This is a genomic window from Paenibacillus sp. GXUN7292 (assembly GCF_050864975.1).
In the GTDB taxonomy this organism is placed as follows: Bacteria; Bacillota; Bacilli; order Paenibacillales; family Paenibacillaceae; genus Pristimantibacillus.
On record NZ_JBOZWO010000040.1, the window covers coordinates 1 to 26612 of the forward strand.

Sequence of the window (26612 nt, forward strand, 5' to 3'; positions counted from 1 at the left end):
TGGCTTTGATGGCTGGCTGGACGATTACTTCAAGGTACGTCCCGCCAGCCATTTTCAACAATTTGTTGCAACTCTCGTATGAGAAATTCATAAATGAGGTAACGCTATGTACGTAAATAAAATATATTCCAAAAAGTTTATTTTGCCTGCTCTAATTATATTTTTTCTGTTATTTTTGCTTCCAAGCTTTATGGGCTTCTATTATTCCTTAACGAACTGGAATTCAATGAGCGATAATGTTAAATTTATCGGTTTAGAAAATTTTAAAGAAATTTTTAATGACAGCGGCAGCTTTTTATTTATTAAAAACACACTAATGTACGCATTTTTCACAACGATCCTGAAGGTTGCTATTGGTTTGGGATTAGCTTTAATGCTTAACGAAGGAATTAAAACAAAAGGGCTTTTACGCACGATTTATTTTTTGCCGATTATTATTTCAAATTTAATTGTTGGTTTAATGTTTCAACAAGTATTGCATCCAACTAATGGAATTTTGAACCACACTCTTGAATTTATTGGGTTAAGCTCCTTGGCGCAAGCGTGGCTGGAGGATCCGAAATGGGTGATGTGGTCGACGATCGGTGTTGAAGTATGGAAGGCAGCCGGCTTTGTCATGATTATTTTCTTGGCTGGACTGCAAACGGTATCGAAGGAAACAATTGAAGCGAGCGATATGGACGGGGCCAACTATTGGAATAAGCTCACAAAAGTAATTATTCCTTCAATCGCGCCTTCTATTTTAATTAATACATTATTAAGTGTCATTTCGGGATTAAAAGTGTTCGACGTTATCTTCGCCTTGACGAATGGCGGACCAGGAAGATCTTCCGAAGTTATTAATATTACGATATTCAATCAATTTTCTATGGGTAATTATGGATACAGTACAGCTTTGGGTGTTCTTATGTTTATTTTCCTGGCCATTATTTCAATTGGCATTATTATGATATTTACAAGAAAGGAAACGGATCGATAATGGTTAAGCGCAAACGATTGGTAAACATCTCTAAGGAAGCATTCGCATGGTTGCTGAGCCTTGTCATCATCGTCCCTTTTTTGATGGTTTTGTTGAATTCGGTTAAATCCGTCACAGAAGCTGCAACGATGAGCCTGTCGCTTCCATCTGAATTTTTATTCAGCAATTACCTGGAAGTATTAAAGGACAAACGGATATACTCGTCTTTCTTAAACAGCTTGTTTTTATCGACGGCTGCTTCTCTCATAACGCTCGTTGTATCGTCTATGGCTGCGTTCGTTATTTCTCGGAACCGGTCACGATTTAACATGGTCATCTATTCCATCTTTTTGCTCGGGCTTGTTGCTCCGATGAATTATGTGACTACGATGAAGGTTATGCAAATGCTGAACATTATTAATACGTATACAGGTGCTTATTTGCTTTATTCTGCGATATTTATACCTTTTACAGTGTTTTTATATTTTGGCTTTATCGGCAGCATACCGAAGGAGCTTGATGAATCTGCTGTGATCGATGGCTGCGGCGGCGGAAGATTGTTTTTTCAGGTTATATTTCCATTGCTGAAGCCCGTCACGGTTACGGCGATCATTATTAACTTTTTGAACTGCTGGAATGATTTTATTATTCCGCTTTATTTTCTGAATTCCTCAGACAAATGGGGAATGATTATGGTGATGTACAATTATTTCAGCACCTATATCAGCTCCTGGAATTTGGTGTCTGCGGCTATGATTTTAAATCTGCTCCCTATTATTGTTGTGTATGCGATAGGACAAAAATATATTATTTCAGGCATGACGGCAGGCGCGGTTAAAGGTTAACGCTATAGAAATATTTGAAGGAAACAGAGAGGGAGAAGTATTGTGCCTATTCAAGTAAATACTGAGCAGAACTTATTTTTACTGTCATCGGGTAATATGTGCTACGGTTTTGGAGTGGATGCTCAGGACCGCTTATTGCATATTCATTGGGGAAACAAAGTGAAAATAGACGATTTGGCGCAATTGCTGCAGCCTTATTATCATTCTCATTTTGACGCGGAGGTAGAGCGGGAAAAAGAAGAGTATAGCCCTTGGGGCGGACTAAGCTTTATCGAACCTGCACTTAAAGTAAAGTTTCACGACGGGGTAAGGGATCTGAAGCTGCAGTATAAAAGCTATGATCTTTGGAAATTGGATGATCGCGATATACTCGTTATTCATCTGCAAGATGCGTATTATCCATTGGAGGTTAAACTGACTTATTCCGTTATATCCGGTTATGATCTGATTGAACGCCAAGCAAGCTTGATCAATCATGGAGCAGATCCTATCCAGCTTGAAATTGCGCAGTCAGCGGTATGGTCTATTCCGGCGATGAAAGAAAGCAGAATGACTTATGTTGCGGGCAAATGGCAAGAAGAGAATCAAGTTAAAACGAGTATTATTCATGAAGGGAAAAAAATAATCGAAAGCCGGCGCGGTATTACAAGCCATCATGCCAACCCCTGGTTTGCAATTGATGACGGGTCCGCAGATGAGGGAACAGGAGCTGTCTGGTTCGGAGCGCTTGCGTGGAGCGGGAATTGGAAAATAACAGCTGAAAAAACAGCGTTCGGCAACGTAAGAGTAGCGGGCGGCATTAACGATTTCGATTTTGAATGGAGCTTAAAGGCGGGCGAGACGTTCGAAACGCCTCTATTTATCGGCGGCTATTCGGGCGAAGGCTTTGGAGGCATGAGCAGAAGGCTGCACGGTTATCAGCTGCAATATATTATGCCTGTGAACGAACGGTCGAAGTATAGGAAGATTCTTTATAATTCATGGGAAGCTACTGAATTTAAAATTGATATTAGCGAGCAAATTTTGCTTGCGCAAAAAGCGGCGGCTATGGGCGTCGAGCTATTCGTTATCGATGACGGCTGGTTCGGGAAAAGAAATCATGACAAGGCTGGTCTTGGCGATTGGCATATTAATACGGAGAAGTTTCCGAATGGCTTAGGAGAATTAATCAAAAGCATAAATGAGCTGGGCATGGACTTTGGCATATGGGTGGAGCCGGAGATGGTCAATCCGGACAGCGATCTTTATCGCATTCATCCGGATTGGATTTATCATTTTCCGAATCGGGAAAGCTCATTGGCTAGAAATCAGCTCGTGCTTAACTTATCCAAGCCGGAAGTAAAGGCGTTTATTCTCGATTTTATGACGAAGCTGTTATCCGAAAATAATATCAAATTCGTGAAATGGGATATGAACCGCGCCATTAGCGAGCCAGGCGGGCTGCATGTTCCAGAGACAGAGCAGCGCGAGTTTTGGGTTAGACATGTACAGCATTTATACGAGATTTGGGATGAGCTAAGAGCTAGGTTTCCAAAGGTTACATTTGAAGCCTGCTCCAGCGGCGGCGGCAGAGTCGACTTCGGCATGCTGCGCTATGCCGATCAAGCATGGGTTAGCGATAATACCGACGCATTTGATCGTTTGAAAATACAAGAGGGCTTCTCCTATACCTATTCGGCTCAATCTATGATGTGCTGGGTAACGGATTCTCCTGGTCATGCCAATAAACGCAGCGTATCGTTGAAATATCGTTTTCATGCAGCAATGATGGGCTCGCTTGGCATTGGCGGCAATTTGAATAAGTGGTCAGATGCCGAGCTTTCTGAGGCGAAGGAATGGATAGCTCTTTATAAACAGCTGCGTCCAGTGATTCAACAAGGCAAGCAGTATCGCTTGCTGTCGCCGCGAACAGGATCGACGACAGCCGTTCAATATGTCAATGATGATGCAAGTGAAGCTGTCGTGTTTGCGTTTTTACATGCCCAGCAATTCGGGAACTTTCAGCCGCGGCTTCGTCTGCAAGGGCTGCAGCCTAATCAGACATATAGAGTGGAGACGAGCGAGTCTTTCGTTATGAGCGGAAGCGGTCTGATGAATATTGGCGTCCCACTTGCATTAGGCGGCGATTTTGATAGTGTATTGATTCGTATTCTTGCAATTAATGTGTAGAAAAGTAGAAAGCAGTCCCGGTGATATTTTATCACCGGGACTTTCTGTATAATTTATTTAATCGTTATATTCCCGGAGGTAGTATGGATTTGCACTTTAACTGAACCATCCCCCGTTTGCCCCTCTGTCTTCCTGTTACTACGCTGAATATTTTCTAAAGGAATAGCTACAGATCGTCTTCCGCTGCCTGATTTCAACAGCCAGTATGCATTAGAGTTCTTGTCATTCAGTTTTAATAGAACGTTGCCGCTTTTGACAGAAACATGAATGTCATTGTTTATATGTGCATATTCTAGCGCTACATTTCCGCTGCTGCCTTTAATATCGAGTTTTTGTTCGTTCAGATTTTTTATATTTACATTGCCAGAAGATCCGTCAATCGTTATATTCCCTGTATAACTAGCAGGAATTCGAATGAGCAGCTCAGGCATTTTACCGATATTTAATAGGCGTCTGATATCACCTTTCAGCCGAATTTTGATGTATTGTTTTCCTTCATTAATCACAATACCCGATCCATTATTGTTGTAGAGCAAGCCAACTTCAACGGACTCAATATCTGCTGATTCTACTTTTAATGTTGTACTGCCATGGTCAATATGGATGTTTTCTACTTCTTTAAGTGCTACAGCATGTATTTCTTCTTGTTCTTCATTAGCACAGGCACTTAAAAAAAGAATTCCTGTTAAAATCAGACAAGTAAAGTATATTTTCATTTCATCACCTCTTCATAATTGTGACAGCAATTATATTAGATTACGCAGCGTCACTATCAAGGTAAATTTATTGAACTTTCCTAAAAGAACAATTTAACAAAATAATTAGCACTTGAAAGTGACGTTACGTCATTTTGTATAATGAAGCCAATATTAAAACTCTCCATGAGTGAAGTCCTTTAAGACAGGGAGAAGAAATGGCAACGAGAGGATGTTAGAAAATATGAAGCAAGAAGATATTGTTATTTATGCATGTGTTATTATAGGTGCTGGGATTGGGCTTATAATTGATCAAACGCTGCCCGGAGTATTAGTTGGACTAGGTTTGGGATACTTAATTAAACTTAGATTATATAAAGACAAAGAGTAATAATAATTTAACCGCGAGGTGCATGTGCTTGATTCATATAAAAGAAGTTGCGAAGCAGACTAAAATCACTGTAAGAACATTAAGGTATTATGATCAAATCGGTTTATTGACAGCCACTTCCAAAACAGAAGGGGGGCATCGGCTATATTCGGATGAGGATTTGAAAAAGCTGCAACAGATTCATTTTTTAAAAGGAATGGGTTACAGTTTGCAAGATATTAAATCTATGTTGTCTGATTCTAAATGGAATTGGTCGATTAGTTTAAAAAGTCAACTCGTTTATATCATTGAAGAACAAGAAAGATTAAAGAGTATGGAATCATCTTTGCGTGAATTGATCAATAGTATTGCAGTAGAAGGCGGAGACGACCATCTTGCCATACAGAACCTCATCCAGTTATCGAATCAAAATAAAACAAGATTGCAGACTTTTAGAGAGAGCATGTTTAATAACAATGAGCTTGAATTGTGGTCAAGGTTGCCAAAAATGAAGGGTGAAGATCCTGATTCTATGGAGTGGATTGCTTTGTTAGGCCAAATTAAACGACATATAACGGATGATCCTGCCTCAACAAAAGTGCAAAACATAATACGCCGAATGCTTGAAAAACAAAAAGAGGAGTTCAAAGGGGAAGATGAGTTTGTTGATAAGCTGTGGGCTATAAGAAAGTCTGAAAGCCAATCTGAAAAGCTTGGACTTTATCCGATAGAAAAAGAAGTTTTGGATTATATGGAACGAGCATATGAAATCCACATATCTATTATGAATTCATCTGCCAGCAAGGAGGAATATTGTGAGCGTTGAACTGCTTCTTATGATAGGGGGATTAGCTCTATTAGACATGCTAAGTCCTGCCACTTTGGGGGTCACGGTATACCTGCTGTTAACTGAAAAAGAGCGTTTAAGCTCACGCTTAATGATATATTTATTATCAGTTGCAGTATTTTATTTTTTGGCAGGCATTTTTGTGATGTTAGGCTTGGATGCTGTCATGACTGCTTTTTCTACTATTCTTCAAAATAGGGTTGTAAGCTGGATTATGCTGATAACTGGCGGAGGACTGTTCATAGCCAGCTTTTATTACCCTAAGAGCAAAAAGTCGGATTTGCCGAGGCCTAAGTCCAAAAGTAAAATGTCGATGGTTGCCCTCGGCTTCACGACATCATTAATCGAAGTAGGTATGGCGTTCCCATATTTCGCTGCTATTGGTCTCATGACAACCTCAGATTTAAAAGCATATCAGTGGCTCCCTATTTTAGCCGGCTATAATTTTATGATGGTGCTGCCGCCATTGATTTTATTTTTACTTCATTTATTATTGAGAGGATTGATGCACAGACCACTGGAAAAGCTTCAAATGAAGCTGTTGAAGCACTCAGGCTCAGCTGCTTCTTGGATCATGTGCATTGTAGGGTTGATTTTGATTTTTCAAAGCTTGGACTACTTGTAAATAATAACAAGGGGAGGGGGGATATTTTTAAAGGTGAATATAAAAAGTAGCAAAATAAATTAAGGAAAGTACTAATATTGGAGGTGCAGCATTGGACACTTACCCAGCAATGGAATCAGCAGAATTACGAGTACCACAAAAAATTTGTACATTTAACGATGCATGGACACAATGGTTACAAGGAAACAAGTTCCCAGTTGCTTTTTTCGGGGATAGTACGGTGGACGGAGTGAATACGACGGATTGGGTCGCCAATACGATTGGAATAGACGGCACTTCGCCGAACGCTTTTTCGAAAAAATTGGAGGAATTGCTTCGTCAAGCGACAAACAACGAAGTTTTGCGCATTTATAACTCCGGTTTTAGCGGAAAGAATGCAAGCTGGGCGGCAACAATTCTGGAGGAGCAGTTTGGTGGCTCCTCAGCTTATCAAGATGTACGAATGATCGGAATCGGTTTCGGGATAAACGATCGGTTGCTCTATCCGAACGAAAAAGCTTATCGGGACGGCTTCAAAACGGCAGTCAAACAAATTATTGATTGGTGTTACGCGAAGGGAATCCAGCCATTTCTACTAACGACCCAAGCGATCGTCGAACCGGGGGTAAAAACTTTATATACTAACGACTACCCGATGAGAACAAGTGAACATATCGCATGCATAGCCAATGAGGTGAAGAGAGAGCTGGCGGAAGCGTACGGGCTTCAGCTCGTTGACATGAACATTTATACGGAAAAGTTCCTCTTGTATTCCTCGGTCAGCACGAAGCGAATTATTTCGGATCAACTGCACTTTGGAGACATCGGCCATCAGTACGAAGCAGGAGCACTTTTCTCCTGTCTTTGCCCCCGTACAATCGTAGTAGACGGTTATACGAAAATCGATTATTCCAGTCAAAAAATCAAAGACAGCGTACCCGACGACTGGTTGTCGCTGCCCGATGTTTCCTCGGACGGTTTCAAAGTTTATGTCGACTATACGAAGGCTGACACTTTGGACATTCTCATCATGTCCGCTTGGGTGTTCGTTAACGCTAAGCGAAAACTCGAGCTGAAGGCATATACAGGAAGCTCGTCCGATACTTACGTCAAAATCAATGGTGAGATCCGAAGCTTGAACGGTGGTGAAACGATCCTCGATCAGTTGGATTTAGGCTTATATCACCTGGAAGTATTTACTGGATCATCATCGAAGGTCGACTTTAAAGGCTTCATTCTTGAGTAGTCGAAGCCTGCGAAATAGCGCCCCCAGGGAGACTGTCGATTCATTGTGGATAGTTGCAACAAGCAATAGAAAGGGGTGCCACTACGATCAAAATTGGGATTCCGACCGCTGTTGTAGTCCCATTTTTTTGATGAAATAACCCCTGTAAAGGATAAAATTGGCCTGCAAAGGCGGACGCTACCGCTTCTCCATTCCCAATCTTGCTCTCCGTTTCCCCTTTCTCATTGCTTATCAATAGTTGCACACATTGAATCGACAGTCTCCCAGGATTCGTTACAATACTCCAAAAACAACATCATTAGCGGATAACCATTCTCAACACTCAAAGAATGCCGTCACGCCGAACGATTCAGGATTTTCTACTGATTATCGCTCGGCTTTTTCTCCATTATTAGCGACTTAACCTCTTGAGAGAAGAATCTGAAATTATTTCCCCTTGCAATTCTTCTTCCATCATGCGGCAGAGTGCAGGCTTATCCAGCATCCCAGACAAGAACAGCTTCAAAATTTCACCCATCTTTTTAAAACCGCGAACCGTTAACCCAAGATCGCGATGGGTGCGGAATGTCGGAATGATTTCTTTGAATAGGGAATAGCTCGCCGGACGATTCAGCCTGCTGTTGGAAGAGGGAGCCGTCTCAGCAATTGGCTTTACCCCAGGTATGCTCAGCGTAAGATCACGAATCGCTTGTTGGGCTTGTTCAGATGCGAAATAGCGTACTAGTATTTTCGCAGCGTCTTTTACAGCAGATTTACGGTTAACGCCCATTCCGATAATGTGCGTTAATGTAGTTGGCGTATGCATAAAAGGTAAAGGCGAGATGTCATAATCTATATCCGTATTTTTGAACTCATTCATACTGAAATAGTTTTGAATGGTCATCGATATTTTTCCTTGCCGCATTAATTTCTCGGCATCGTTGCTATGACTGGATAAGTAGGGGGCAAACACGTCACGATCATTAATAAGCTGTCGCATAAGCTGAATGCTGTCAAGCAGCTCTGGGTTGGTGAACGCTTTGTTGCCTGATGCGCTATCTGCCATTGAAATCCCGCTTTGCAGCAAAAAAACCGGCCAGCGGTTTTCTGAGAGAACATGGAAGAATAGGGCGTGACGATCTTCAGAAGTGAGCTTCTTAGCCATTCTGATTAGATGATCCCATGTCCAACTGCTATCCGGCTCCAATAGGCCAGCTTTACGGAAATGCGATTTATTGAAGGCCAGTACAGTAGGCGAGAAGGCAAGCGGTTGAACAAAAAGTTGCTCTTCGTAAGTGAAGGTTTCGTTCAGAAAAGGATACAAATTTATCTGTGGCATTAACGGTTCAAACAAGTGCGTGCAATCATGCTCGCTAATTTCCTGGAAATTGATATTGTTAATTGTCATCACATCGATTATCCCATGCTCGAGATAGGTTTGAGCGGTCTTCAAATAATTGAAGGAATCGGGACTCGTAATCGTGACGGCATTGACTTGAATGGCCGGATGCGCCTTGTGAAACATCTCTAGTATGCGGGATAACGAGATGTCGCGCTCGATTGACGGGCTGCAGCCCAGCGTGATCGTGATTTTCGACTGCTGAGGATTGGCAACGATGCTGCCGATCCGGTGCTTCTTAATAATAAGCCCTTCTTGAACGAGCAGGTCCAGCCCTTTGCGGACGGAGTTGTTGCTTAGCGCATATTGTTCAACCAGAACAACCTCTGAGGGAAGTGGCGTTCCCGGCAAATATTTGCCGCTCAGAATATCTTTGCGGAGCTCGCGCACCATTAGCTCTAAACGAGCTTTAAATTGCTTCCGACTTGGTCTGTCTTCCATACCGTCTCCTCTTTCAAACATTACTTCATATCTACTTTTGTAGTATAACATATCATAAACTAAAGGCTAATACTAGCCGCATTGTCAACTACAATATAAAGTAGTTATGAAGTAATTGACAGTAAAATAATTTAGGTGATAAGATGAAATTGTTGAAGATATAATGTAGATGTGAAGTACAGAAAGAGGATGGGGTTTGTAACAAGTGAATAGTGAGTTTACTTTTAAATTTGGAGGTCACACCATGATCAAAGCTGGTATTATCGGATGTGGAAATTTGGGACGGATTCATGCAGCGTGTATTGTAGAGCTGGAAGGAATGAAATTATCGGCATATTGCGATGTATTTGAGCAGAATGCGCACAGAATGTTGGAGGAGTTCGGAGGCGAGTATGCGACAAGCGATCCAAATCGATTATTTGAGGATGAGTCTCTGGACGCGATCTATGTGACGACGATGCACGATACTCATGCCGAATATTGTATTCGCGCACTGGAAGCCGGCAAGCATGTGCTTGTGGAGAAGCCGCTGGCTATGACGTTGGAGCAATGTACAGCTATAGGCGAAGCGGTGGTGAAGTCAGGCAAGACCTTGTTTACTGCATTTAAGATGCGATACTACGATTTGCTTTGGAAAGCGAAGGAGCTCATACCGCAGCCGGTAATGGTGTCCATGCAGATGATGGATGACCGCTGGGGAGATCAGATTTGGCCAAATGATCCTATTAAAGGCGGTGGCAATGTGATCAGCCAGGGCTGCCATTCCGCGGATATTCTACGGTTTGTTGCAGGTGGTGATCCGGTGGAAGTCTATGCGGCGGGAGGGAACTATTACCAGAAAAGCGGTGTCGTTGATAATGTGGCTGCTGTATTCCGGTTTGATAACGGTGTTGCAGGCTCGTTCATTCAAGGAGACAGCAACTGTCCGCCGCTTACCAGCAAGTTTTTCATGCAATTGTTCGCCGAGAACAAGTCCATAACAATATCCGATCGTCTAACGACGTTGACCTACATGGAGCACGGGAAGGAGCCGCAGGTGTTCCAAGGGGCGGAGTCCGGTTTTATGGAGGAAAATAAAGCGTTTCTGAAGTGTCTTCAGGAAAATGCCAAGGCGCCGATTGATCATGTCGATGGGCTGTATGCTACACTGATGGTTCTCCAGGCGATAGAATCACTTAATAGCGGCAAGCCGGAGCCGATCAAATCTATTGTGAATCGGGCGCTGTATTCGGTGGAAGGTTTATTAGGAAGCGCGGGAGGTAAGATGAAATGAAATCGCTTAGACTTGGCTTGGTAGACCTGGATACTTCTCATCCCGGGAGCTTCGTTCCGCTTATTCGAGCAATGGGGCACGAGGTTACTGGTGTATTCGATAGCGGGACGATTCATCCCCCCGGTTACGCCGAGGTGTTTGCCCGTGAGCATCACATCGAAGCTGCATGCGAAGTATTAGAAGAATTGATTGATCGGGTGGATGCGGTCATGATTCATAGCTGCAATTGGGATATGCATGTGAAGCAGGCGCAGCCTTTTATTGAAGCGGGGAAAGCGGTATTTATCGACAAGCCGCTTGCTGGAAAAGTTGGTGATTTACAGAAAATGATGGATTGGGCTATGCAAGGCGCAGTCATTACGGGTGGATCAGCACTTAGGTATTGCAGCGAGGTTGTAGAGTGGAGGAATCGGAACTCGGGTGCAAACGACTGGCTGTATGGCTTGACGGGCTGTTCGGTGGATGAATTCAACTACGGTATTCACGCCTATACCATGCTGCACGCACTGCTTGGGTCAGGGATCGAAGCGGTGCGTGACCTGGGTGGAACGCAGCAGCGGCAAGTCGAATTGACCTGGCAGGATGGCCGGAAAGGCATCATTAGTATTGGAAAGACAGAGGGGTATTTACCCTTCTATACGACGGCTGTAACGCAAAACCAGGTGGAGCATATCCGGGTAGACAACAGCCGTTTGTATCAGTCTTTGCTGGACAATGTTCTGCCTTATTTGGCTGGAGTAGCGCCGGCTCCGATTCCGTTCGGGGAATTGGTCGAAGTAGAAATGGCGGCAATTGCCGCTAAGCGATCTGCCGAGCAGGGGGGAGCACTCATTCGGTTGCAGGATATCCCCCACGATTACATGGGATATGATGGTACGGTGTTTGCCCGCTATTATAAAAGCTTGATGTAGTTTTAACAAGATTCTAGGTTGGAATTGTCGTTTACAGGGGTATCGAATTCCGCTATACTACAAACAAATTAATAGCTATTAATCGACACCTTCAAAATCCCTAAATTACGCGCTCTCTACATGTCCTGTACCAGGAGATGTAGGGGGGCGCATATTTTTTAAATTATAAGAATGAGAAAGCCGTAAATCCTCGATTTTGAATGTAATTATGAAAGCGCATTCTATAGTTTGATGAAGGAGCTTTTAAGACTTGTGCTCAAGGGGGGAATTAAGATGAACGGATGGCGAGCGGGGGCTTTTGCGGCTATTGGCTTGCTGGTTGCGGGAGTGACTGCCTTTGGGCTTATTCGGGGCTGGTCTGCTGGTTCACAGCTTAATGCCAGCGCTCAACTGGAAGACGATCAAGTAACATTGCATTTTATGATTAACGGTACGGAAGGGGCAGACGAGCCCAATCGGCAAGATTTTATAATGGCCGCAATTGAGAAGAAATTTAATGTTCGTTTGCGATTGACGGCAATAGAGCCAGGTGAAGCGTACAACGAGACGATTGCATCGCTTCTGGCAGCGAATGATCCTCCGGATATGTGGCTGAATATTAATGCTGACGGAGGCGTGAAGTACACGATGGATAATGTACTGGCTGACATGACCTATTACGTTACGCCGCAGACAATGCCGAATTATTTTCAGTATTGGGTCGATGAGCAAGAACTGCGGGAGTATCAGACGAACAATCAGTTTGCTCGCGCGCCAATCCCTTTTGATCGCAAGTCCTATCGTGCTTACTATATTCGGCGAGACTGGCTGACCCATCTTGGAATGGATATCCCGCGAAGCTATGATGAATATTTGGAAGTGCTTCGGGCGTTTACATATAACGATCCAGATAACAATGGGAAGAATGACACTTACGGATTCATAACATCGGGCAATGGGTCGGGCATTTCGTTGGATTGGCCCGAATATATCCAAAACGGCTTGCTGTATCCCGCATATTTTGCCGATGATCAGCTGATTGATATGCAGATGGATTTGCGGGTTGGTCAAGTGGTGGATGATATATTGCTTGTCATGGACGAGGGAATTGTTGACCCGAACTGGTTTCTCAATAAAGGAAATCAACATGTGGACAAAGCTGTACATGGCAAGGCGGGCGTTATATTAGGAGATACGTCAGATTTTGCGCTCGACTCCAATCCGGACAGTTTGCAGACGAGAAGCCGCAAGTTCAATACTGAAGCAGATTGGATTCCATTTAATCCATTTGGACAGCAGCCGCTGCGTATCGAGCCATCGCCGGAGTATCCATTTGTATTTTCGAATATTACAGCGGGAGCCGCGCCGGAAAAGCTCATGCTATCTGCCAGTATATTGGATTGGTTAGCAGGTAAGGAAGGCTTTCTGCTGACCCACTACGGATTGGAAGGAAAGCACTATACACTTGAAGGCAATACGGTCTTTTTACATCCTGAAGCTTTAGAGGCCGGTGAGGAGGAACTGTTGAAGAAGTGGAGCTTCTTTACGCCCAAAGCGCCAGAGGTACTGGGGCTACAGGTGAATGATCCACGGATGACTGAACGGGATGAACGAGTTTTACAAGCTATTACAAATATGCCGGTTTATGAAAAGCTAGGCACAACGTTGACACCGCCTCTTGGTGTAAGTGTTGAAGCGATGCGCGCTAAACAGAATGAATGGCAAGTAAAGATGATGTTTTCAGATAAATCGGGGAAGCGCTGGCCAGAATATCGGCAGGATGTAATGAGCAATTACAAAGGGAATGAAATTTTTCAGCAATTTGAAGAGAAAATTCGTTTGGCTCGGAAGCGGCTTGCAGGGGAAAGGCGATAATGGGGTGGAGACATATGCGGAAAAATTGGTTCAATCGATTGTTGTTATCTTACTTCCCAGTATTGTTCGTAGTCAGCTTGAGCTTACTTTTTATAACATATCTTGTTTTAAGCGAGATGTCACAACAATCAGCCGTTCGGAGCAACGATATGATCACACAGCATACGTTGAAAACTATTGATGATGTGCTGCTTAACATCGATCGCATGATGATGCGCGAAATTTCAAGCAATAGTCGGATAAAAGCATTTTTCGAAGAAGCCGAAGCTGGTAGCAATCGTTTTATTGACTATCAATCGGCTGCAGCATTACAAGAAATAATGAACAATAATCGTTTTATCGATTCCCTATATTTGTATCGTGTTACTGGACAAACGGTCGTTACACCGACAGTGTCGACAGGAATTGAGCAGTTTGGCGACAAAGAGTTTGTAGGTCGGAATGTAACAAGCTTAAAACCTCATTATTGGGTGGATAAACGGCGGTACAATGAAGAAATAGAAGGGGAGCCGGCTGAAGTCATAAGTCTTGTTAAGATTGCCAATTTAGCTGATCGAAGTCTATTTGTCGTTAATGTAAGCACGGATCGTTTAGCCGAACTAATAGAACAAACTTCTGACTCTCCTTTTTACTTTGCTGAGTTGGTGAATGCTGAAAACAAGGTTATTGTTTCCAAACAGCAGGATCAAGTTACAGTTTCGCAATCTGAAAGAGGCAAGCTTCTTTCCAGTGTCAAATCTGATTACACAGGCTGGACGGTGCGCAGCGGCATTTATCGTGCCAGCATGATGGAGTGGGTGTCCTCCCTATTTTATGTTTGGATTATATTTGGTTGTGTTGTTATTATTCTCGGTTGTGTATGGCTTATTTATGTTACTCGCCGCAACTACAAGCCCATCTTGACGGTTATTAATCGGATTGCAGAATATTCCAAGCAGAAAAGCAAAACGTTGCAGATGGCTGATAAAGAGGATGAGATGAAACTCATAGAACGGACGATTGAATCCTTGCTGGATGAATCAAGCCAGCTCTATGAAGAAAATAAAGAAAATTTGATTTATCGCAAACGCCATATATTTCGGGCAATGTTGGAAGAGGGCGCGGCTTTACCCGAGGAGCACTGGTTGGGTGAGATTAAGAAACTGGGGATGGAGACGAGTTTTCAGTCTGTTACGATGATGTTAATTGAGATCGACCATTATTCGGTGTTCGAAAAGAACTACAGCCGGCGTGATCAGCATTTGCTGAAATATGCGTTAAGTATGGTCTGTCAGGAAATCTCGGACAATGAGTCGACGAATACATGGGCTGAGTGGATCGATCAACAGCGTATGGCAGTAATATGTATGTCATCTAAGGAGCAAAAAGAAGCGGCTAATGACCTGATTTCTTTATGCCATAAGCTGCAGGAATGGGTGGCTCGCAATCTATTATTTACAGTGACGATCGGTCTTGGGAGCGACAAAGCAGCACTTGCACAAATATCCTCATCCTACTGGGATGCGGTAGAGGCCCTTACATTCAAGCTTTCGCTTGGCACGAATCGGATTATCGGTCCGGAGGATATAGCTGCTTTGCCGCAAGGGGAAGTGTTTCGGCCAATGCAGCATATCCGCGAAATTTGCCAGTTGTTTAGGACTGGCAATCAAGCTTGGGAGCAGCAGTTTCAGGAGCTTTACAATACGCTAAGCATGGAGCTCTTTTCGCGGGATGATCTTATCAGTCTAACCAGCTATTTGATTAATAATTTGCACAAGGAAGTGATGGAGCTTCCGAAGGAGTTCCATGATTTTTGGAATGAAGAGGTGCAGGGTGAATTGAAGCTTGTGCTGGCCGACAATGAGACAATTGATGAAATCTATCGTGATGTTAAACATGTATTAGAAGGCGCATTCGAGCAGATGAGAGAAGTCCGTGAAAATCGCAATCACCATCAATTGATTCATCAGATTAAAAAGTATATTAATGAACACTATGACAATCCGGATCTGTCGCTTGCGCAATTGAGCGGAGAATTCAATGTAACGGCAAGCTATATTAGCCGATTATTTAAAGAGGAATTTGGAGAAAAGTTTAATGATTATGTTGCAGAAATACGAATCGACAAAGCCAAACAATTGTTAAAAGAAACAGAGGCACCAATCCATGAAGTGGCAGTTAAAGTGGGATACACGCATGCTTTGAGCTTTATTCGCGTATTTAAAAAAGTGATGGGCAGCACACCGGGAAATTATCGGAAGGACATGATATGAAGCTTCAAATATACAGGAAAATAGCGGGTTTTCAGTCTATTCAAATATTGTATATGTAGTGATAATAATGAATCTATACGGGGAGCGACGGGCTGTGTTACTTTTAGACAGCGAGATCGACTCCCTTTTTGTTTGGCGGGAATCGTACCGCACGTCCGATTATCATTATGAGGAGGGTTCACATTGTTTACAAAAAAGAAGATAGTATTTGTATTTGTCGCCTGCCTGGCGTTGTCGATGGCGCTGATCGGCTGCAGCAGCAATAGCAAGGATGGCAAGGATAACGAGCAGGTCAGCGACCAAGGAAATCAAACCAATCCCCCGAGTAGCGCTAATACTCCTGCTGAAAGCGCTGTTTACGAAGAAAATGGCTTGCCAAAAGATGAGAAGGTAGTGTTGAAGGTCGGATTTTTCGAAGCTGGCATGGGGCGGGAATGGTTCGATTATGCGATGGATACCTTTAAAGTGAAGTTCCCGAATGTTAGCTTTGAAGTGACGTATTCACCGAAAATAGGCGATTTGACCGCTACGAAAATTGCCGCAAATAATGATGACGATATGTTCGATCTGTTCTCAGCGGTACTGCCGGGCGGGAATGCCGCACAAATTCCGCTTGCAGAAAGCGGCAAGATTGAGTCGCAAGAGGATCTATGGGATCGTAAAGCTTATGATGGCAACGGCAAAACAATTAAAGAGCTGGCGATTGACGGCGAATTTGAAGGAGCGCCGAGAATACTAGGCAAAACCTATGCACTGCCAAACTCCGGAACGACAGCGGGGCTTTTCTTCAACAAAAAACTGTTTGAGGAGAACGGCTGGAATCAAAATCCGAAAACATGGGCTGAATTTGTAGAGCTTGGTGAAACGATTAAAGCTTCAGGGATTATTCCGATTTCTCTGCCAGGGCAAGTGCCTGATTATATTAACCATGCATTCGGAGTCTGGAAGAGGTTTGAGCTCGCGGAAATAAACGGCAGAACGGATGCCTTCGAGGCTGACTTTCGAGAATTTCGCAATGAATACAGCTCACCCGAGACAGTAGAAGTGTGGAAACGAGTCTATGAATTGGGACAGAAAGGCTTCTTCCCTGAAGGATTAGCCGCATTGAACCACACGCAATCGCAAATGCAGGTGCTGCAAGGAAAAGCAGCGATGGTGTCCACTGGCGCATGGGTGCAAAATGAGATGAAGGATTCAACGCCGGCAGATTTTACATGGGGCTTTATGGCGGTGCCGCTGGGAGATGATCCTGAGAGTACAAAGTATATTCGCGGCTCAATCAGCAATGGCTTTTTCATCTGGTCAGCCAAGCCGGAATTGAACAAGCAGTGGGCCAAAGAATTCAGTGTTTGGCTGTGGAACCTGGATGTTCAGACAGTCATTGCCGATAAAGGCGGGCAATTGTCCGTCCGTAAAGACTTTGCTGATGATCCGGCTCGTGCGGACAAAATCCAGGAAGCGTCAAAGGCAGTTGCCGAGTACATCAAAAACAATAATGTGAAAATGGAGAGCGGTTTCAGAAATACGACCCTTGCTGATCCTTCCTATGCGCAAGCGCTGAAAATGATTAACGAAGCGACGAGCCAGATTGCCTCCGGCAAGCAGGACCCGCTTCCAATTCTGGAAGAAGCGCAAAAATTAATAGACAAAGCCATTGCTGCAGAGCAGAAGTAAACATCATGTTCGCAGCGTAAATAGCGGAGGAAGCTTTCTTCCTCCTCACTATTTGCACATGAAAGGAGCTGCACGTTTTGAACAATATGAAACAGTTGACCCGTAATGCCGTTCCTGAACGGGAAGGCTGGCTGCGCAGAAAGCAGACTCAAAAGTGGATATTTTTATTGCTTGCCATCACTCCGGCATTTGGCGGTTATCTGCTCTTCACGCTGTATCCCAACTTGATGTCCGCCTATTATTCGTTACTGAACTGGAACGGCATATCCGATCCTGTTTTTGTCGGGTTTCAAAATTATGTCACGCTTATTCAAGACAAATACGTGTGGCGGGCATTATTTCATAATCTCATCTATATGATTTTCGTGCCTACTCTTGTTATTCTGATTTCATTGTTGCTTGCTTATATACTGACGAACAAAAATTATAAGGGAACTCCTTTTTATAAAGTCATATTTTTCTTTCCGAATGTGCTCTCTAGCGTTGTTGTAGCTTTGCTATGGGCATTCGTTTACGATGGCAGCTTTGGTCTGCTTAATTCTATGCTTCGCCTCGTTGGCATTCATATTGGAGAATACTATTGGCTGGGAGAAATTAAGACGGCGCTTTGGGCAATTATTCCGCCTTATGTTTGGGCAGGGGTAGGCTTCTACGTCATTATTTTTATGAATGCAATGGTTACTATTCCAAAGTCACTTTACGAGTCCGCTATTCTCGAGGGAGCAACGCCGATGACCCGTCTGGTGAAGATCACCATACCGCTGATCATGCCGATTGTTCGTGTAGGCGCTTTGTTCCTGGTACTCGGTTCCTTGAAAGGATTTGAGCATGTGCTGATTTTGACAAATGGCGGTCCGGCAGGTTCGACAGATGTTATCGGGCTATACATGTTCAATCTGGCTTTCGGAGCGGAATACCATAATTACGGATATGCTTCCGCGGTTGGCATGTTTTTGTTTGTCGTCCTCGTTATTGCAAAAATTATTACAGATAAATATATAACGAGCCAAACTGTGGAGTACTGATTGTTGAAAGGATGAACGATGGTGACTGAAAAGCGTTCTTTAGCCGATGTGCTTTGGATTGTGATGCTCATTGCGGGTGCATTATCGGTATTATACCCGTTAGTCTGGGTTTTCTACCAATCTCTGAAAACAAATCAACAGTTTTTTCAAAATATATGGTCACTGCCTGAGACGCTCCAATGGAGCAATTATAAGACGGCCTGGGTGAAGTACGGCATCGGCAAATCGCTATTAAACACTTTGTATTATGTAGGCTTAAGTTTGATTATTGGTACTTTCTTGACTACGCTGAATGCCTATGCATTAACACGTATTGAGTTTAAGGGCAGGAAACTGATTTGGGGCATCATTATGCTCTCGTTGTTCTTGCCAGGGATTAACGCCCTTATTCCGCAATTTGTGCTGATGCGGGATTTGCAACTGACGAATAGTCTTACCGGATTGATTATTTTGGACAGCTTCGGTGAAAGTGTATTCTTTCTGCTGCTGCTAGGCGGCTTTATGCAGTCATTGCCGAAAGAGTTAGAAGAAAGCGCTTATATAGATGGAGCCTCGATCTTTCAAGTTTTTTTACGGATTATTGCGCCGCTAGCAACACCGGGGATTGTAACGGTTGCGATTTTCAAGTTTCTTGGTCTGTATAACAATTTTCTGGCGCCGTTCATTTATTTGAGCGACCAGAAAAAATATACGATTGGCGTTGCTATGTATCAAGCCAACCAACTGATGCAGTACACTTCGGATTGGGTGACATTGTTTGCAGGCGTATTAATTGCGATGATCCCGTCCGTATTCATGTTCGTCTTTTTCCAACGCTGGATTATGGAAGGAGCTACTTTGGGTGGCGTTAAAGGTTAGCTGTTCTAAAAAAATATGGAGAGGAAGTTTAACTAGAGTATGGAACAGATAGAAAGCAAATTCATTCCAGCAGACCGGCCGATGACTGCTGTTATTGTCGGGGCGGGGCATCGTAGTCTCGTATACGCATCCTATGCGGATGAACACCCGGAGGAACTGCAAATTGTTGCTGTTGTAGATCCGGATGCAGAACGCAGACAGTTGGTAGCGGATAAATATCAACTTGCTGCAGAAATGAGCTTTGAATCAGTAGATGAGCTAGTGGCAGGACCTCAAATAGCGGATGTGGCAATCAATGGAACGATGGACAATGTGCATGTAGCGACTTCTTTGCCGTTGCTGGCGGCAGGCTATCATATTTTGCTAGAGAAGCCGATTGGCGCATCTGAGGCGGAAGTGTTGGAGCTGGAAGCGGCTGCCAAGCGTTACAACCGCCATGTGATGGTATGTCATGTACTGCGCTATGCTCCTTATTATGCCGCAATTCGCAAGCTGATTGCAGAAGATGAAATCGGCAAAATTATTCACATCCATACTGAAGAAAATGTCAGTTATCATCATATGGCTATGGCCTATGTTCGCGGAAAGTGGAACAGCAAGCAGACAGGCGGTTCCTCTATGTTGATGGCCAAATGCTGTCATGATCTAGACTTGATTACCTGGATGAAGAGCGGAGTCAGACCGGCGACTGTTGCAAGCGTAGGCAGTCTGCTGCAATTCCGGCCGGAACGGGCACCGGAAGGATCAGGAACGCGTTGTCTCGCAGATTGTCAAATCGAATCCACATGCATATATTCAGCCAGGAAGCACTATGTGGAGCAGGGATTGTGGGTTCCTTATGTTTCTTATAATGAGCATCTCGGAGTAAATCAAACGCCTGATCAAGTCCTGGAGTCGTTGCGGACAGACAATCCTTATGGACGTTGTGTATGGCGTTGTGATAACGATGTTGTCGACCATCAATCGGTGATCGTAGAATTCGAGGATGGAAGTACGGCGACGCATAATTTGAACGGAGCAACGGCAAAGCCTTGCCGCAGCATTCATATCATTGGAGAAAAAGGTGAAATTCAAGGCGTAATGGAGGATGGCTGGTTCACCGTCAGACATCCCGATCCGCGCCAAGGTCATGAGTATTCTGAACGCAAGGTGGAGCTAAATGTATCGATGGATATGCATGGGGGCGGAGATTTACGGCTTGTAGCTGATTTTATCAACGTCCTGCGCGGTGGAATGCCGTCGCTGTCATCTACATCACTGGAACAATCGCTTTACGGCCATCTTATAGGGTTTGCTGCGGACAGGTCGAGAGAAGAACGGAGGACGATCTCGATATAATAACCGCTGAAATGGCAAAGGGGAGATGTGGTGAATATGAGGAAAATGCAGTTTTTACGATCTGCTTTACTTGTTATATGCCTGCTGTTTACATTTCCAGGTATTTCGTTTGGCAACTCGCAGGCGGTCTATGATGGCGGCACCGCTGGGGAAGGGAAAGAGAGAGGCAACAGTCAAGGGATCATTGTGTCGGTAAACTCAGACAACGGTACAATTAACGTCAGATTCAACAAGCAACCGCCTGGCGGAAAACCGAAAGCAAGCGATTTTACGATTCAACGGGAGGTGAAAGGCGGAGCGGCCGAGGTTATAGCTCCGACTTCGTATGCCTGGGAGACTTCAAGCAAGATCGCGACATTTACTGTCCCCCCGCTTGCTCCCGAAGTTATGGAACTTGAGGTTGTGTACAGCGTTTCCTTTAAAGGCGCGGCTTCCGTATCTGCTCCGGCGTTTGTGATTCCCGTCTTACCACCTCTGGTCATCGTGCGCGACGGGCAAGCGAAATCGACGATTATCATCGCAGAAGGCGCGGATGAGCGCACGCAAGCGGCCGCAGCAACATTGGCGGAGTACGTGAAGAAGTCGACAGGCGTGCTTTTGCCGGTGCTGGCTGAGGAGCAGGCGGGGAGCAGCGATGGGGAGCCGGCAGACTGGATTCGTATTTATGTCGGCGATGCCCAAGCGGAGCCGCGGCTTGGCGAACTGCTGCAAGGCATGGATGGAGACGGTTACGTCATTCTTCCTGAAGAAGAGAGGATTACAGTAAGCGGTCCGACCTCTTGGGGGACCGAGTATGGTGTGTATGCTTTTCTAGAAAAGTATGTGGGTGTCAGATGGCTGATGCCGGGACCGGACGGCGAGGATGTCCCGCAGCATGCGACATTGTCTATCTCCCGCGAAATGATGAAAGAAGAGCCGGTTTTTATATCCCGCGTGTTCAGCCCGCTTAATGGAACCACGTATCCGGTGCAAGCAGCATGGGCACGCAAAAATCGTATGCATAGCCGACTCTCGTTCCACCATAACATTTATTCACTCTTTCCGCCCGAGGAGTTCGGTCAGAGTCATCCGGAATTTTACCCGGTGCGCAATGGTGTACCGTACATTCCGGCGGCAACCTTGACGAATTCCTGGCAGCCTTGTTTTTCGGAGCCTGGAACGGTGGACGTGGCGGTAGGCAAAATTATTGAATTTTTCTCGAACAATCCAGAAGCCGATTCTTTCTCACTTGGGGTAAACGACGGCAAAGGCTATTGCGAGACAGAGCCTGATCATCCGCTGTACACAGGGAAAATCAATTCCGTAGGCGTTCTGGATATGTCGGATATTTACTATAATTGGGTGAATCAAGTTGCGGAAGGAGTTTTGGCCATATACCCGGATAAATGGTTCGGATTGCTCGCTTACGATAGCGTCATGGATCCGCCTTCCTTCAGGCTGAATTCTCGCGTAGTACCGTTTATTACGCAGGATCGGATGGCGTGGATAGATGCCGAAGTAGAGAGTGGATCCAAGCAAGTGCTGGAGAAATGGAAGCAGGCTGCGGACCATATCGCCTGGTACGATTACATCTACGGCAATCCTTACTTGCTGCCTCGCATGTACATCAGGCAGATGGCAGACAATTACGCCTATGCCGGGGAACATGGCGTGCTGGCGCATTATGCAGAGTTGTCCCCGAACTGGGGAGAGGGGCCAAAGCCGTGGATCGCCGCCAAGCTGCAATGGAATCCCGATCAGGACGTTGATGCACTTCTCGACGAATGGTATGTGCGGGCGGTAGGTGAAGAAGCCGCAGCCGACCTCCGCTCCTATTATGATCACTGGGAACAGTTCTGGACAGAGCGCATTCAAGGCTCGACCTGGTTTGAAGCTCGGAAACGGACGACTTATCTGGAATTTGGCGACCCTGGTTATTTAGCACTGGCCACGGAACAAGAAATATCGGATAGCAGGAGCTTGCTGGAATCGGTAGTCGAGAAGGCAGGCACGGAGCAGCAAAAATCGAGAGCGGTTATGCTGTTGCGTGCGTTCGAATACTACGAAGCATCGGTGCTAAGCTATACGCCGAAGTTCGCGTCTTTGAACGAGCAAGACGCACTTGCCCTGCTGAATCCCGCCACCATGGAGCGGAAGATGGACAAAGCACGGAAACGCTACGAACTTCTGGATGAATTCGCACAGGATTCTGTGCTGATGCACTTCATCAAGCCGTCGCCGACAGGCATTTATTACCCGCTTCTGCATTGGAATGGTCTTGACTCCGAAGCGTTCTGGGCGCTGGCGGACTATATGAAAGTGTCCGAACCGAACGGTGGAACGGTAAGTCAGCAGGTTTATGATTTGACCACGCATGCAGAAAACGAAAAGCTGCGCGAATACGCCGATCTGCTGCAAAACGTAAATTTGGAGCTGTTTGCGCTCAATAACAATTTTTCATTCGAGCTTGGCGGGGACGTTCCGCAGTCGTGGTCCCCATGGTTTGAAAGCAATACCGTGTACAAGCGTTCGACAGACTACAGCCACTCGGGTGATTCCAGTATGATGATCAGCACGCTGCGCCGCGGTGGTCCGCATCAGACCGTCAATGTCAATCCGGGGATGATGGCGTCGCGTATTCACTATTTTACCCCTGAGGGAACGAAGACTAATGCAACGATCCAAATCACCTTCAATTTGCGGGATGCCAGCAATCAGCAGATCGGCTCGCTCGTTTCGGAAACTAAGAAGGTAGGGGCGACAACGGGAACATGGTCATCCGTCGATTTCCTGACAGACATTCCGGATAGCGTCAAGAGTGTCCAGATGGTCGTTCTTCTGAACCAGGTAGAGCCGGAAACGACGCTGTATTTGGACGATTTCGTCATCTATCAGGGAAGTAAGGAATGGTTGAACGGACAAACATTCTGGAAATTCGCCGATTATATTCAGGAGCATGAGCCGAGCGGCGGTGTTTTGACAGATCGGATTGAAGCGCTCAGCGGAAACTCCGCTTCCGCGCAGGAGCGAGAGTTCGCTGCGCTTTTGCTGAACGTTCTGCAAGGCGCGGCTCCGGTTACGAGCAACGCGTCCTTTGAGCAAGGGACGGCAACTTCTGCACCGCCGTGGGCTTTCTATGTACAGAATCAGGGCACAGTTACGCGAGTTACGGACTATGGGCATCAAAGCAATTCCAGTATTGTAATTACTGGTGCCGGGCCATCTGTAGTTCCTTATCAATACTTTATTCCGCAAGCCGGACCGGCTGCTGCCAAAGTATATTATAAGCTGCCTGAGGGCTCGACAACAACCGGAGGTACGATCCAGATTGGTTTCAATTTGAACACGGCCGATGGAAAAGGCATTACAGTTATGCGTTCCGAGATCAGACCGATTATCAACTCGCCGGATGGGTGGTCGTCGATTAGTTTCGCCGCCTATATTCCCGCCGAATATAATGATCTTGTTGTTGGAAGGATACAATTCACGATTAACGTGAGCAATTTGGAGAGCGGAACCCAGCTTTATGTGGATGACGCTAATGTATATCAATAACAATCAATAATATATGGCCCGCAAAGCGGCGGCTTCCGCCCCCAATGCGGGCTTATTAGCAAAGGAGCGTTACCATTGTTGACGACGGAGAAACAGACCGCAACCTGGATTTGGTATCCCGGCGATTTTGAAATTTGGCTGCACCGCGAAGTATGCCTGCGCCGGGAGGAGCGGGGGAGCATTTACCCGCCATTTTACCGCTTGGATTCCCCTTATGTCTCTTTGAAGTTCCAGTATATTTACACGATAGCAGAATCAGAGGAAATAAGCATTGCGGCAGAAGGGCGTTACAATGTTATGATCGACGGCTTGATGGTGCCGTCGGCAAGCGGACGCATCGTACTGCCGGCAGGCGAGCACAACTTGATTATTTCGGTCGTCAATGAAACGGGATTGCCGGCTTTATTTGCACAGGGCAGCTCGGTAGCGAGCGGTCCCCACTGGAACGTCTCGCATACGAACTGGCAGTGGGTTTCTCCCGGCTCGTGGGATTTCAATAAGGTGACCGACCCGCCGTCTGCTTATCGCCTTGCTACGATGAAGCAGGGCTATATTTGCGAGGAGCAGCTGCCGGATGGTTCGCGGCTTATTGATTTTGGAAAGGAAACCTTTGGTTATATTCAGCTGCATGGTCTATCCGGTGTTGGCAAAGTGATGCTGTATTATGGCGAGTCGCGAGAGGAAGCGTTATCCGAGGCACATTGCGAGACGCTGGATTGTATCGAGATTGGGGCTGATGCTGCACTGGAGTACACCCACCATGCATCCCGGGCATTGCGCTATGTGCGCTTAGTAGTTGAAGCGGGGATCGAGGTGCGGGATGTCTCGCTTCTATATGAATATTTGCCTGTACAATACCGGGGACAATTCCGCTGTTCGAATGAGCTCATCAACCAAATATGGAATATTTCCACTTATACGATGCATTTGACGACACGGGAATTTTTTCTTGATGGCATTAAGCGGGATCGCTGGGTATGGTCGGGTGATGCGTATCAGAGCTACTTGATCAACTATTATTCCTTTTTCGATGAAGCAGTCAATCGACGGACTACAATAGCACTCCGCGGCAAGGATCCGCTCGACACTCATTTGAATACGATTTTGGACTATTCTTTTTTCTGGATGATTGCGCTTTATGATCATTACAGGTATACGGGAGATTTGGAATTTGTCCGCAGTATGTACAAAAAGTTGCTGGGATTACTGGATTTTTGCCGGGGAAGGGCGAATAGCAATGGGATGCTTGAAGGTCAACCGGGGGACTGGGTATTTGTCGACTGGGCGGATATAGACAAACAGGGCGAATTGAGTTTTCAGCAGGTTTTGTACTGCCGTAGTCTGGAAGTTTCCGCACAATTGGCGGCATTACTTGAAGACGAAGTGCGAGTACAAGAGTTATCCAGGGAAGCGGCATCGCTGAAAAAGCTGTTGTTCGAAACGTTCTGGGATGAAGAACGCGGGGGGCTGCTCCATAACCGAGTGAATGGCGTGCTGCAAGGAGAAATGACCCGGTATTCCAATATGTTCGCCATATTGCTGGATATGCTGGATGAGAAGCAGCGGCAATTGGTAGCAAGGCATGTACTGAAAAATGATGCGGTGCCAAGCATTGTAACACCCTATATGCGTTTCTTTGAGCTTGCTGCTTTGTGCGAGGTGGGAGAACAAGCTTATGTGCTGTCTGAGATGAAAAGCTATTGGGGAGGCATGCTCGATCTCGGTGCTACTACATTCTGGGAAAAGTATGACCCGGAGTTGGAAGGCGCAGCACAATACGAGTCATCCGGCCGTCCATTTGCCAAAAGCTTGTGTCATGCCTGGGGAGCCGGTCCGATTTATTTGTTGGGCAAATATTTTATGGGCGTACGTCCGCTTGATGCCGGTTATGCTAAAGTGCTTATCGAACCGACGCTTGGCGGGTTGTCATGGTTTGAAGGAACCGTTCCGACAGCCGAAGATGACGATGTTGCGATATACATGGATGAGATATCGCTGCGAATTCGTACTGGCAATCGTCCGGCGGTGCTGCGATTGACAAGTGTAATTGAACCGGCCTGCGAAGCAGGTACATTTTGTGCGATCGGCGATCATCGCTATGAACTATCCTTGGACAGCTTGCAATCGGAGTATGTTATTGCATATCGTACGTGTCCAACGCAAGCATACTGATTATAATATACACTTGTTCTTAGACAGAATATCTAATGGCTTCGCCCCTTATTGTCAGGGGACGAAGCCATTCGTATTTTGGCCTGGCTTTGAATGAAAATTGGACATTCAGTTCCGCGCATGGTATACGTAAATTAAGAATAGATTTGTTTTAAAGGTGGTAAACGG

19 protein-coding genes are annotated in these 26612 nt (G+C 45.3%); 17 read left to right on the top strand and 2 right to left on the bottom strand.

Annotated elements, in window-relative coordinates:
* Positions 1 to 106: 106 nt before the first annotated feature.
* The 3 genes from ACRRU2_RS23455 to ACRRU2_RS23465 are packed head-to-tail and all read left to right on the top strand — an operon-like array spanning position 107 to position 3972.
* The gene (locus ACRRU2_RS23455; RefSeq protein ID WP_432505409.1) at positions 107 to 979 is read left to right on the top strand and encodes a carbohydrate ABC transporter permease; all 873 of its coding nucleotides are present in this window, start codon (positions 107 to 109) and stop codon (positions 977 to 979) included.
* Complete coding sequence (locus ACRRU2_RS23460) at positions 979 to 1803, top strand: carbohydrate ABC transporter permease (protein WP_331698911.1); 825 nt, start codon at positions 979 to 981, stop codon at positions 1801 to 1803. Before ACRRU2_RS23455 ends, ACRRU2_RS23460 begins: the two co-directional genes overlap by 1 nt.
* A 42-nt stretch (positions 1804 to 1845) precedes the next feature.
* Complete coding sequence (locus ACRRU2_RS23465; RefSeq protein ID WP_432505411.1) at positions 1846 to 3972, top strand: alpha-galactosidase; 2127 nt, start codon at positions 1846 to 1848, stop codon at positions 3970 to 3972.
* A gap of 53 nt (positions 3973 to 4025) precedes the next feature.
* Here ACRRU2_RS23465 and ACRRU2_RS23470 read toward each other — a convergent pair whose 3' ends face one another.
* Positions 4026 to 4688, bottom strand: coding sequence for a DUF4097 family beta strand repeat-containing protein (locus ACRRU2_RS23470; RefSeq protein ID WP_432505413.1), 663 nt, complete (start codon positions 4686 to 4688; stop codon positions 4026 to 4028).
* Between the two features lie 223 nt (positions 4689 to 4911).
* On the opposite strand from ACRRU2_RS23470, the gene ACRRU2_RS23475 reads away from it, so the two are divergent.
* The 4 genes from ACRRU2_RS23475 (at position 4912) to ACRRU2_RS23490 (ending at position 7734) form a co-directional block, all read left to right on the top strand.
* Complete coding sequence (locus ACRRU2_RS23475; protein ID WP_432505415.1) at positions 4912 to 5058, top strand: hypothetical protein; 147 nt, start codon at positions 4912 to 4914, stop codon at positions 5056 to 5058.
* A 28-nt stretch (positions 5059 to 5086) separates the two neighbouring features.
* On the top strand, positions 5087 to 5863 hold the full coding sequence (locus tag ACRRU2_RS23480; protein WP_432505417.1) for a MerR family transcriptional regulator: 777 nt from the start codon (positions 5087 to 5089) through the stop codon (positions 5861 to 5863).
* Positions 5853 to 6509, top strand: coding sequence for a GAP family protein (locus tag ACRRU2_RS23485; protein WP_331698916.1), 657 nt, complete (start codon positions 5853 to 5855; stop codon positions 6507 to 6509). The genes ACRRU2_RS23480 and ACRRU2_RS23485 overlap by 11 nt, the downstream gene beginning before the upstream one ends.
* Positions 6510 to 6600: 91 nt before the next feature.
* On the top strand, positions 6601 to 7734 hold the full coding sequence (locus tag ACRRU2_RS23490) for an SGNH/GDSL hydrolase family protein (RefSeq protein ID WP_432505419.1): 1134 nt from the start codon (positions 6601 to 6603) through the stop codon (positions 7732 to 7734).
* Positions 7735 to 8125: 391 nt separating this feature from the next.
* On the opposite strand, the gene ACRRU2_RS23495 is transcribed toward ACRRU2_RS23490, so the two are convergent.
* A complete protein-coding gene (locus tag ACRRU2_RS23495) occupies positions 8126 to 9553 on the bottom strand; it encodes an extracellular solute-binding protein (RefSeq protein WP_432505421.1) in 1428 nt (475 codons plus the stop codon).
* A 244-nt stretch (positions 9554 to 9797) separates the two neighbouring features.
* Here ACRRU2_RS23495 and ACRRU2_RS23500 point away from each other — a divergent pair, with 244 nt between their 5' ends.
* The 10 genes from ACRRU2_RS23500 (at position 9798) to ACRRU2_RS23545 (ending at position 26444) form a co-directional block, all read left to right on the top strand.
* On the top strand, positions 9798 to 10826 hold the full coding sequence (locus ACRRU2_RS23500) for a Gfo/Idh/MocA family protein (protein ID WP_432505423.1): 1029 nt from the start codon (positions 9798 to 9800) through the stop codon (positions 10824 to 10826).
* Entirely contained in the window at positions 10823 to 11737 is a 915-nt protein-coding gene (locus tag ACRRU2_RS23505; protein ID WP_432505425.1) for a Gfo/Idh/MocA family protein, read from the top strand. The genes ACRRU2_RS23500 and ACRRU2_RS23505 overlap by 4 nt, the downstream gene beginning before the upstream one ends.
* Positions 11738 to 12010: 273 nt before the next feature.
* Positions 12011 to 13591, top strand: a complete 1581-nt coding sequence (locus tag ACRRU2_RS23510; protein ID WP_432505427.1) for a hypothetical protein — start codon at positions 12011 to 12013, stop codon at positions 13589 to 13591.
* Positions 13592 to 13740: 149 nt separating this feature from the next.
* Positions 13741 to 15843 (top strand): AraC family transcriptional regulator, encoded by a 2103-nt coding sequence (locus ACRRU2_RS23515; RefSeq protein ID WP_432505429.1) that lies wholly within the window; start codon positions 13741 to 13743, stop codon positions 15841 to 15843.
* 183 nt (positions 15844 to 16026) lie between these two features.
* Positions 16027 to 17517, top strand: coding sequence for a sugar ABC transporter substrate-binding protein (locus ACRRU2_RS23520; protein WP_432505431.1), 1491 nt, complete (start codon positions 16027 to 16029; stop codon positions 17515 to 17517).
* 86 nt (positions 17518 to 17603) lie between these two features.
* On the top strand, positions 17604 to 18542 hold the full coding sequence (locus tag ACRRU2_RS23525; RefSeq protein ID WP_432505482.1) for a carbohydrate ABC transporter permease: 939 nt from the start codon (positions 17604 to 17606) through the stop codon (positions 18540 to 18542).
* A gap of 18 nt (positions 18543 to 18560) precedes the next feature.
* Entirely contained in the window at positions 18561 to 19400 is an 840-nt protein-coding gene (locus ACRRU2_RS23530) for a carbohydrate ABC transporter permease (protein WP_432505433.1), read from the top strand.
* 39 nt (positions 19401 to 19439) lie between these two features.
* Positions 19440 to 20738, top strand: a complete 1299-nt coding sequence (locus tag ACRRU2_RS23535) for a Gfo/Idh/MocA family protein (protein ID WP_432505435.1) — start codon at positions 19440 to 19442, stop codon at positions 20736 to 20738.
* A gap of 36 nt (positions 20739 to 20774) precedes the next feature.
* Positions 20775 to 24272, top strand: coding sequence for a DUF4838 domain-containing protein (locus tag ACRRU2_RS23540; protein WP_432505437.1), 3498 nt, complete (start codon positions 20775 to 20777; stop codon positions 24270 to 24272).
* Between the two features lie 75 nt (positions 24273 to 24347).
* On the top strand, positions 24348 to 26444 hold the full coding sequence (locus ACRRU2_RS23545; protein ID WP_432505439.1) for an alpha-rhamnosidase: 2097 nt from the start codon (positions 24348 to 24350) through the stop codon (positions 26442 to 26444).
* Positions 26445 to 26612: the final 168 nt, after the last annotated feature.

Bases quoted from the DNA above. Each gene is read 5' to 3' on its own strand.
- ACRRU2_RS23455 (WP_432505409.1), top strand. From the start codon at position 107: ATGTACGTAAATAAAATATATTCCAAAAAGTTTATTTTGCCTGCTCTA.
- ACRRU2_RS23460 (WP_331698911.1), top strand. From the start codon at position 979: ATGGTTAAGCGCAAACGATTGGTAAACATCTCTAAGGAAGCATTCGCA.
- ACRRU2_RS23470 (WP_432505413.1), bottom strand. From the start codon at position 4,688: ATGAAAATATACTTTACTTGTCTGATTTTAACAGGAATTCTTTTTTTA.
- ACRRU2_RS23475 (WP_432505415.1), top strand. From the start codon at position 4,912: ATGAAGCAAGAAGATATTGTTATTTATGCATGTGTTATTATAGGTGCT.
- ACRRU2_RS23495 (WP_432505421.1), bottom strand. From the start codon at position 9,553: ATGGAAGACAGACCAAGTCGGAAGCAATTTAAAGCTCGTTTAGAGCTA.
- ACRRU2_RS23500 (WP_432505423.1), top strand. From the start codon at position 9,798: ATGATCAAAGCTGGTATTATCGGATGTGGAAATTTGGGACGGATTCAT.
- ACRRU2_RS23505 (WP_432505425.1), top strand. From the start codon at position 10,823: ATGAAATCGCTTAGACTTGGCTTGGTAGACCTGGATACTTCTCATCCC.
- ACRRU2_RS23510 (WP_432505427.1), top strand. From the start codon at position 12,011: ATGAACGGATGGCGAGCGGGGGCTTTTGCGGCTATTGGCTTGCTGGTT.
- ACRRU2_RS23515 (WP_432505429.1), top strand. From the start codon at position 13,741: ATGATCACACAGCATACGTTGAAAACTATTGATGATGTGCTGCTTAAC.
- ACRRU2_RS23525 (WP_432505482.1), top strand. From the start codon at position 17,604: ATGAAACAGTTGACCCGTAATGCCGTTCCTGAACGGGAAGGCTGGCTG.
- ACRRU2_RS23530 (WP_432505433.1), top strand. From the start codon at position 18,561: ATGGTGACTGAAAAGCGTTCTTTAGCCGATGTGCTTTGGATTGTGATG.
- ACRRU2_RS23535 (WP_432505435.1), top strand. From the start codon at position 19,440: ATGGAACAGATAGAAAGCAAATTCATTCCAGCAGACCGGCCGATGACT.
- ACRRU2_RS23540 (WP_432505437.1), top strand. From the start codon at position 20,775: ATGAGGAAAATGCAGTTTTTACGATCTGCTTTACTTGTTATATGCCTG.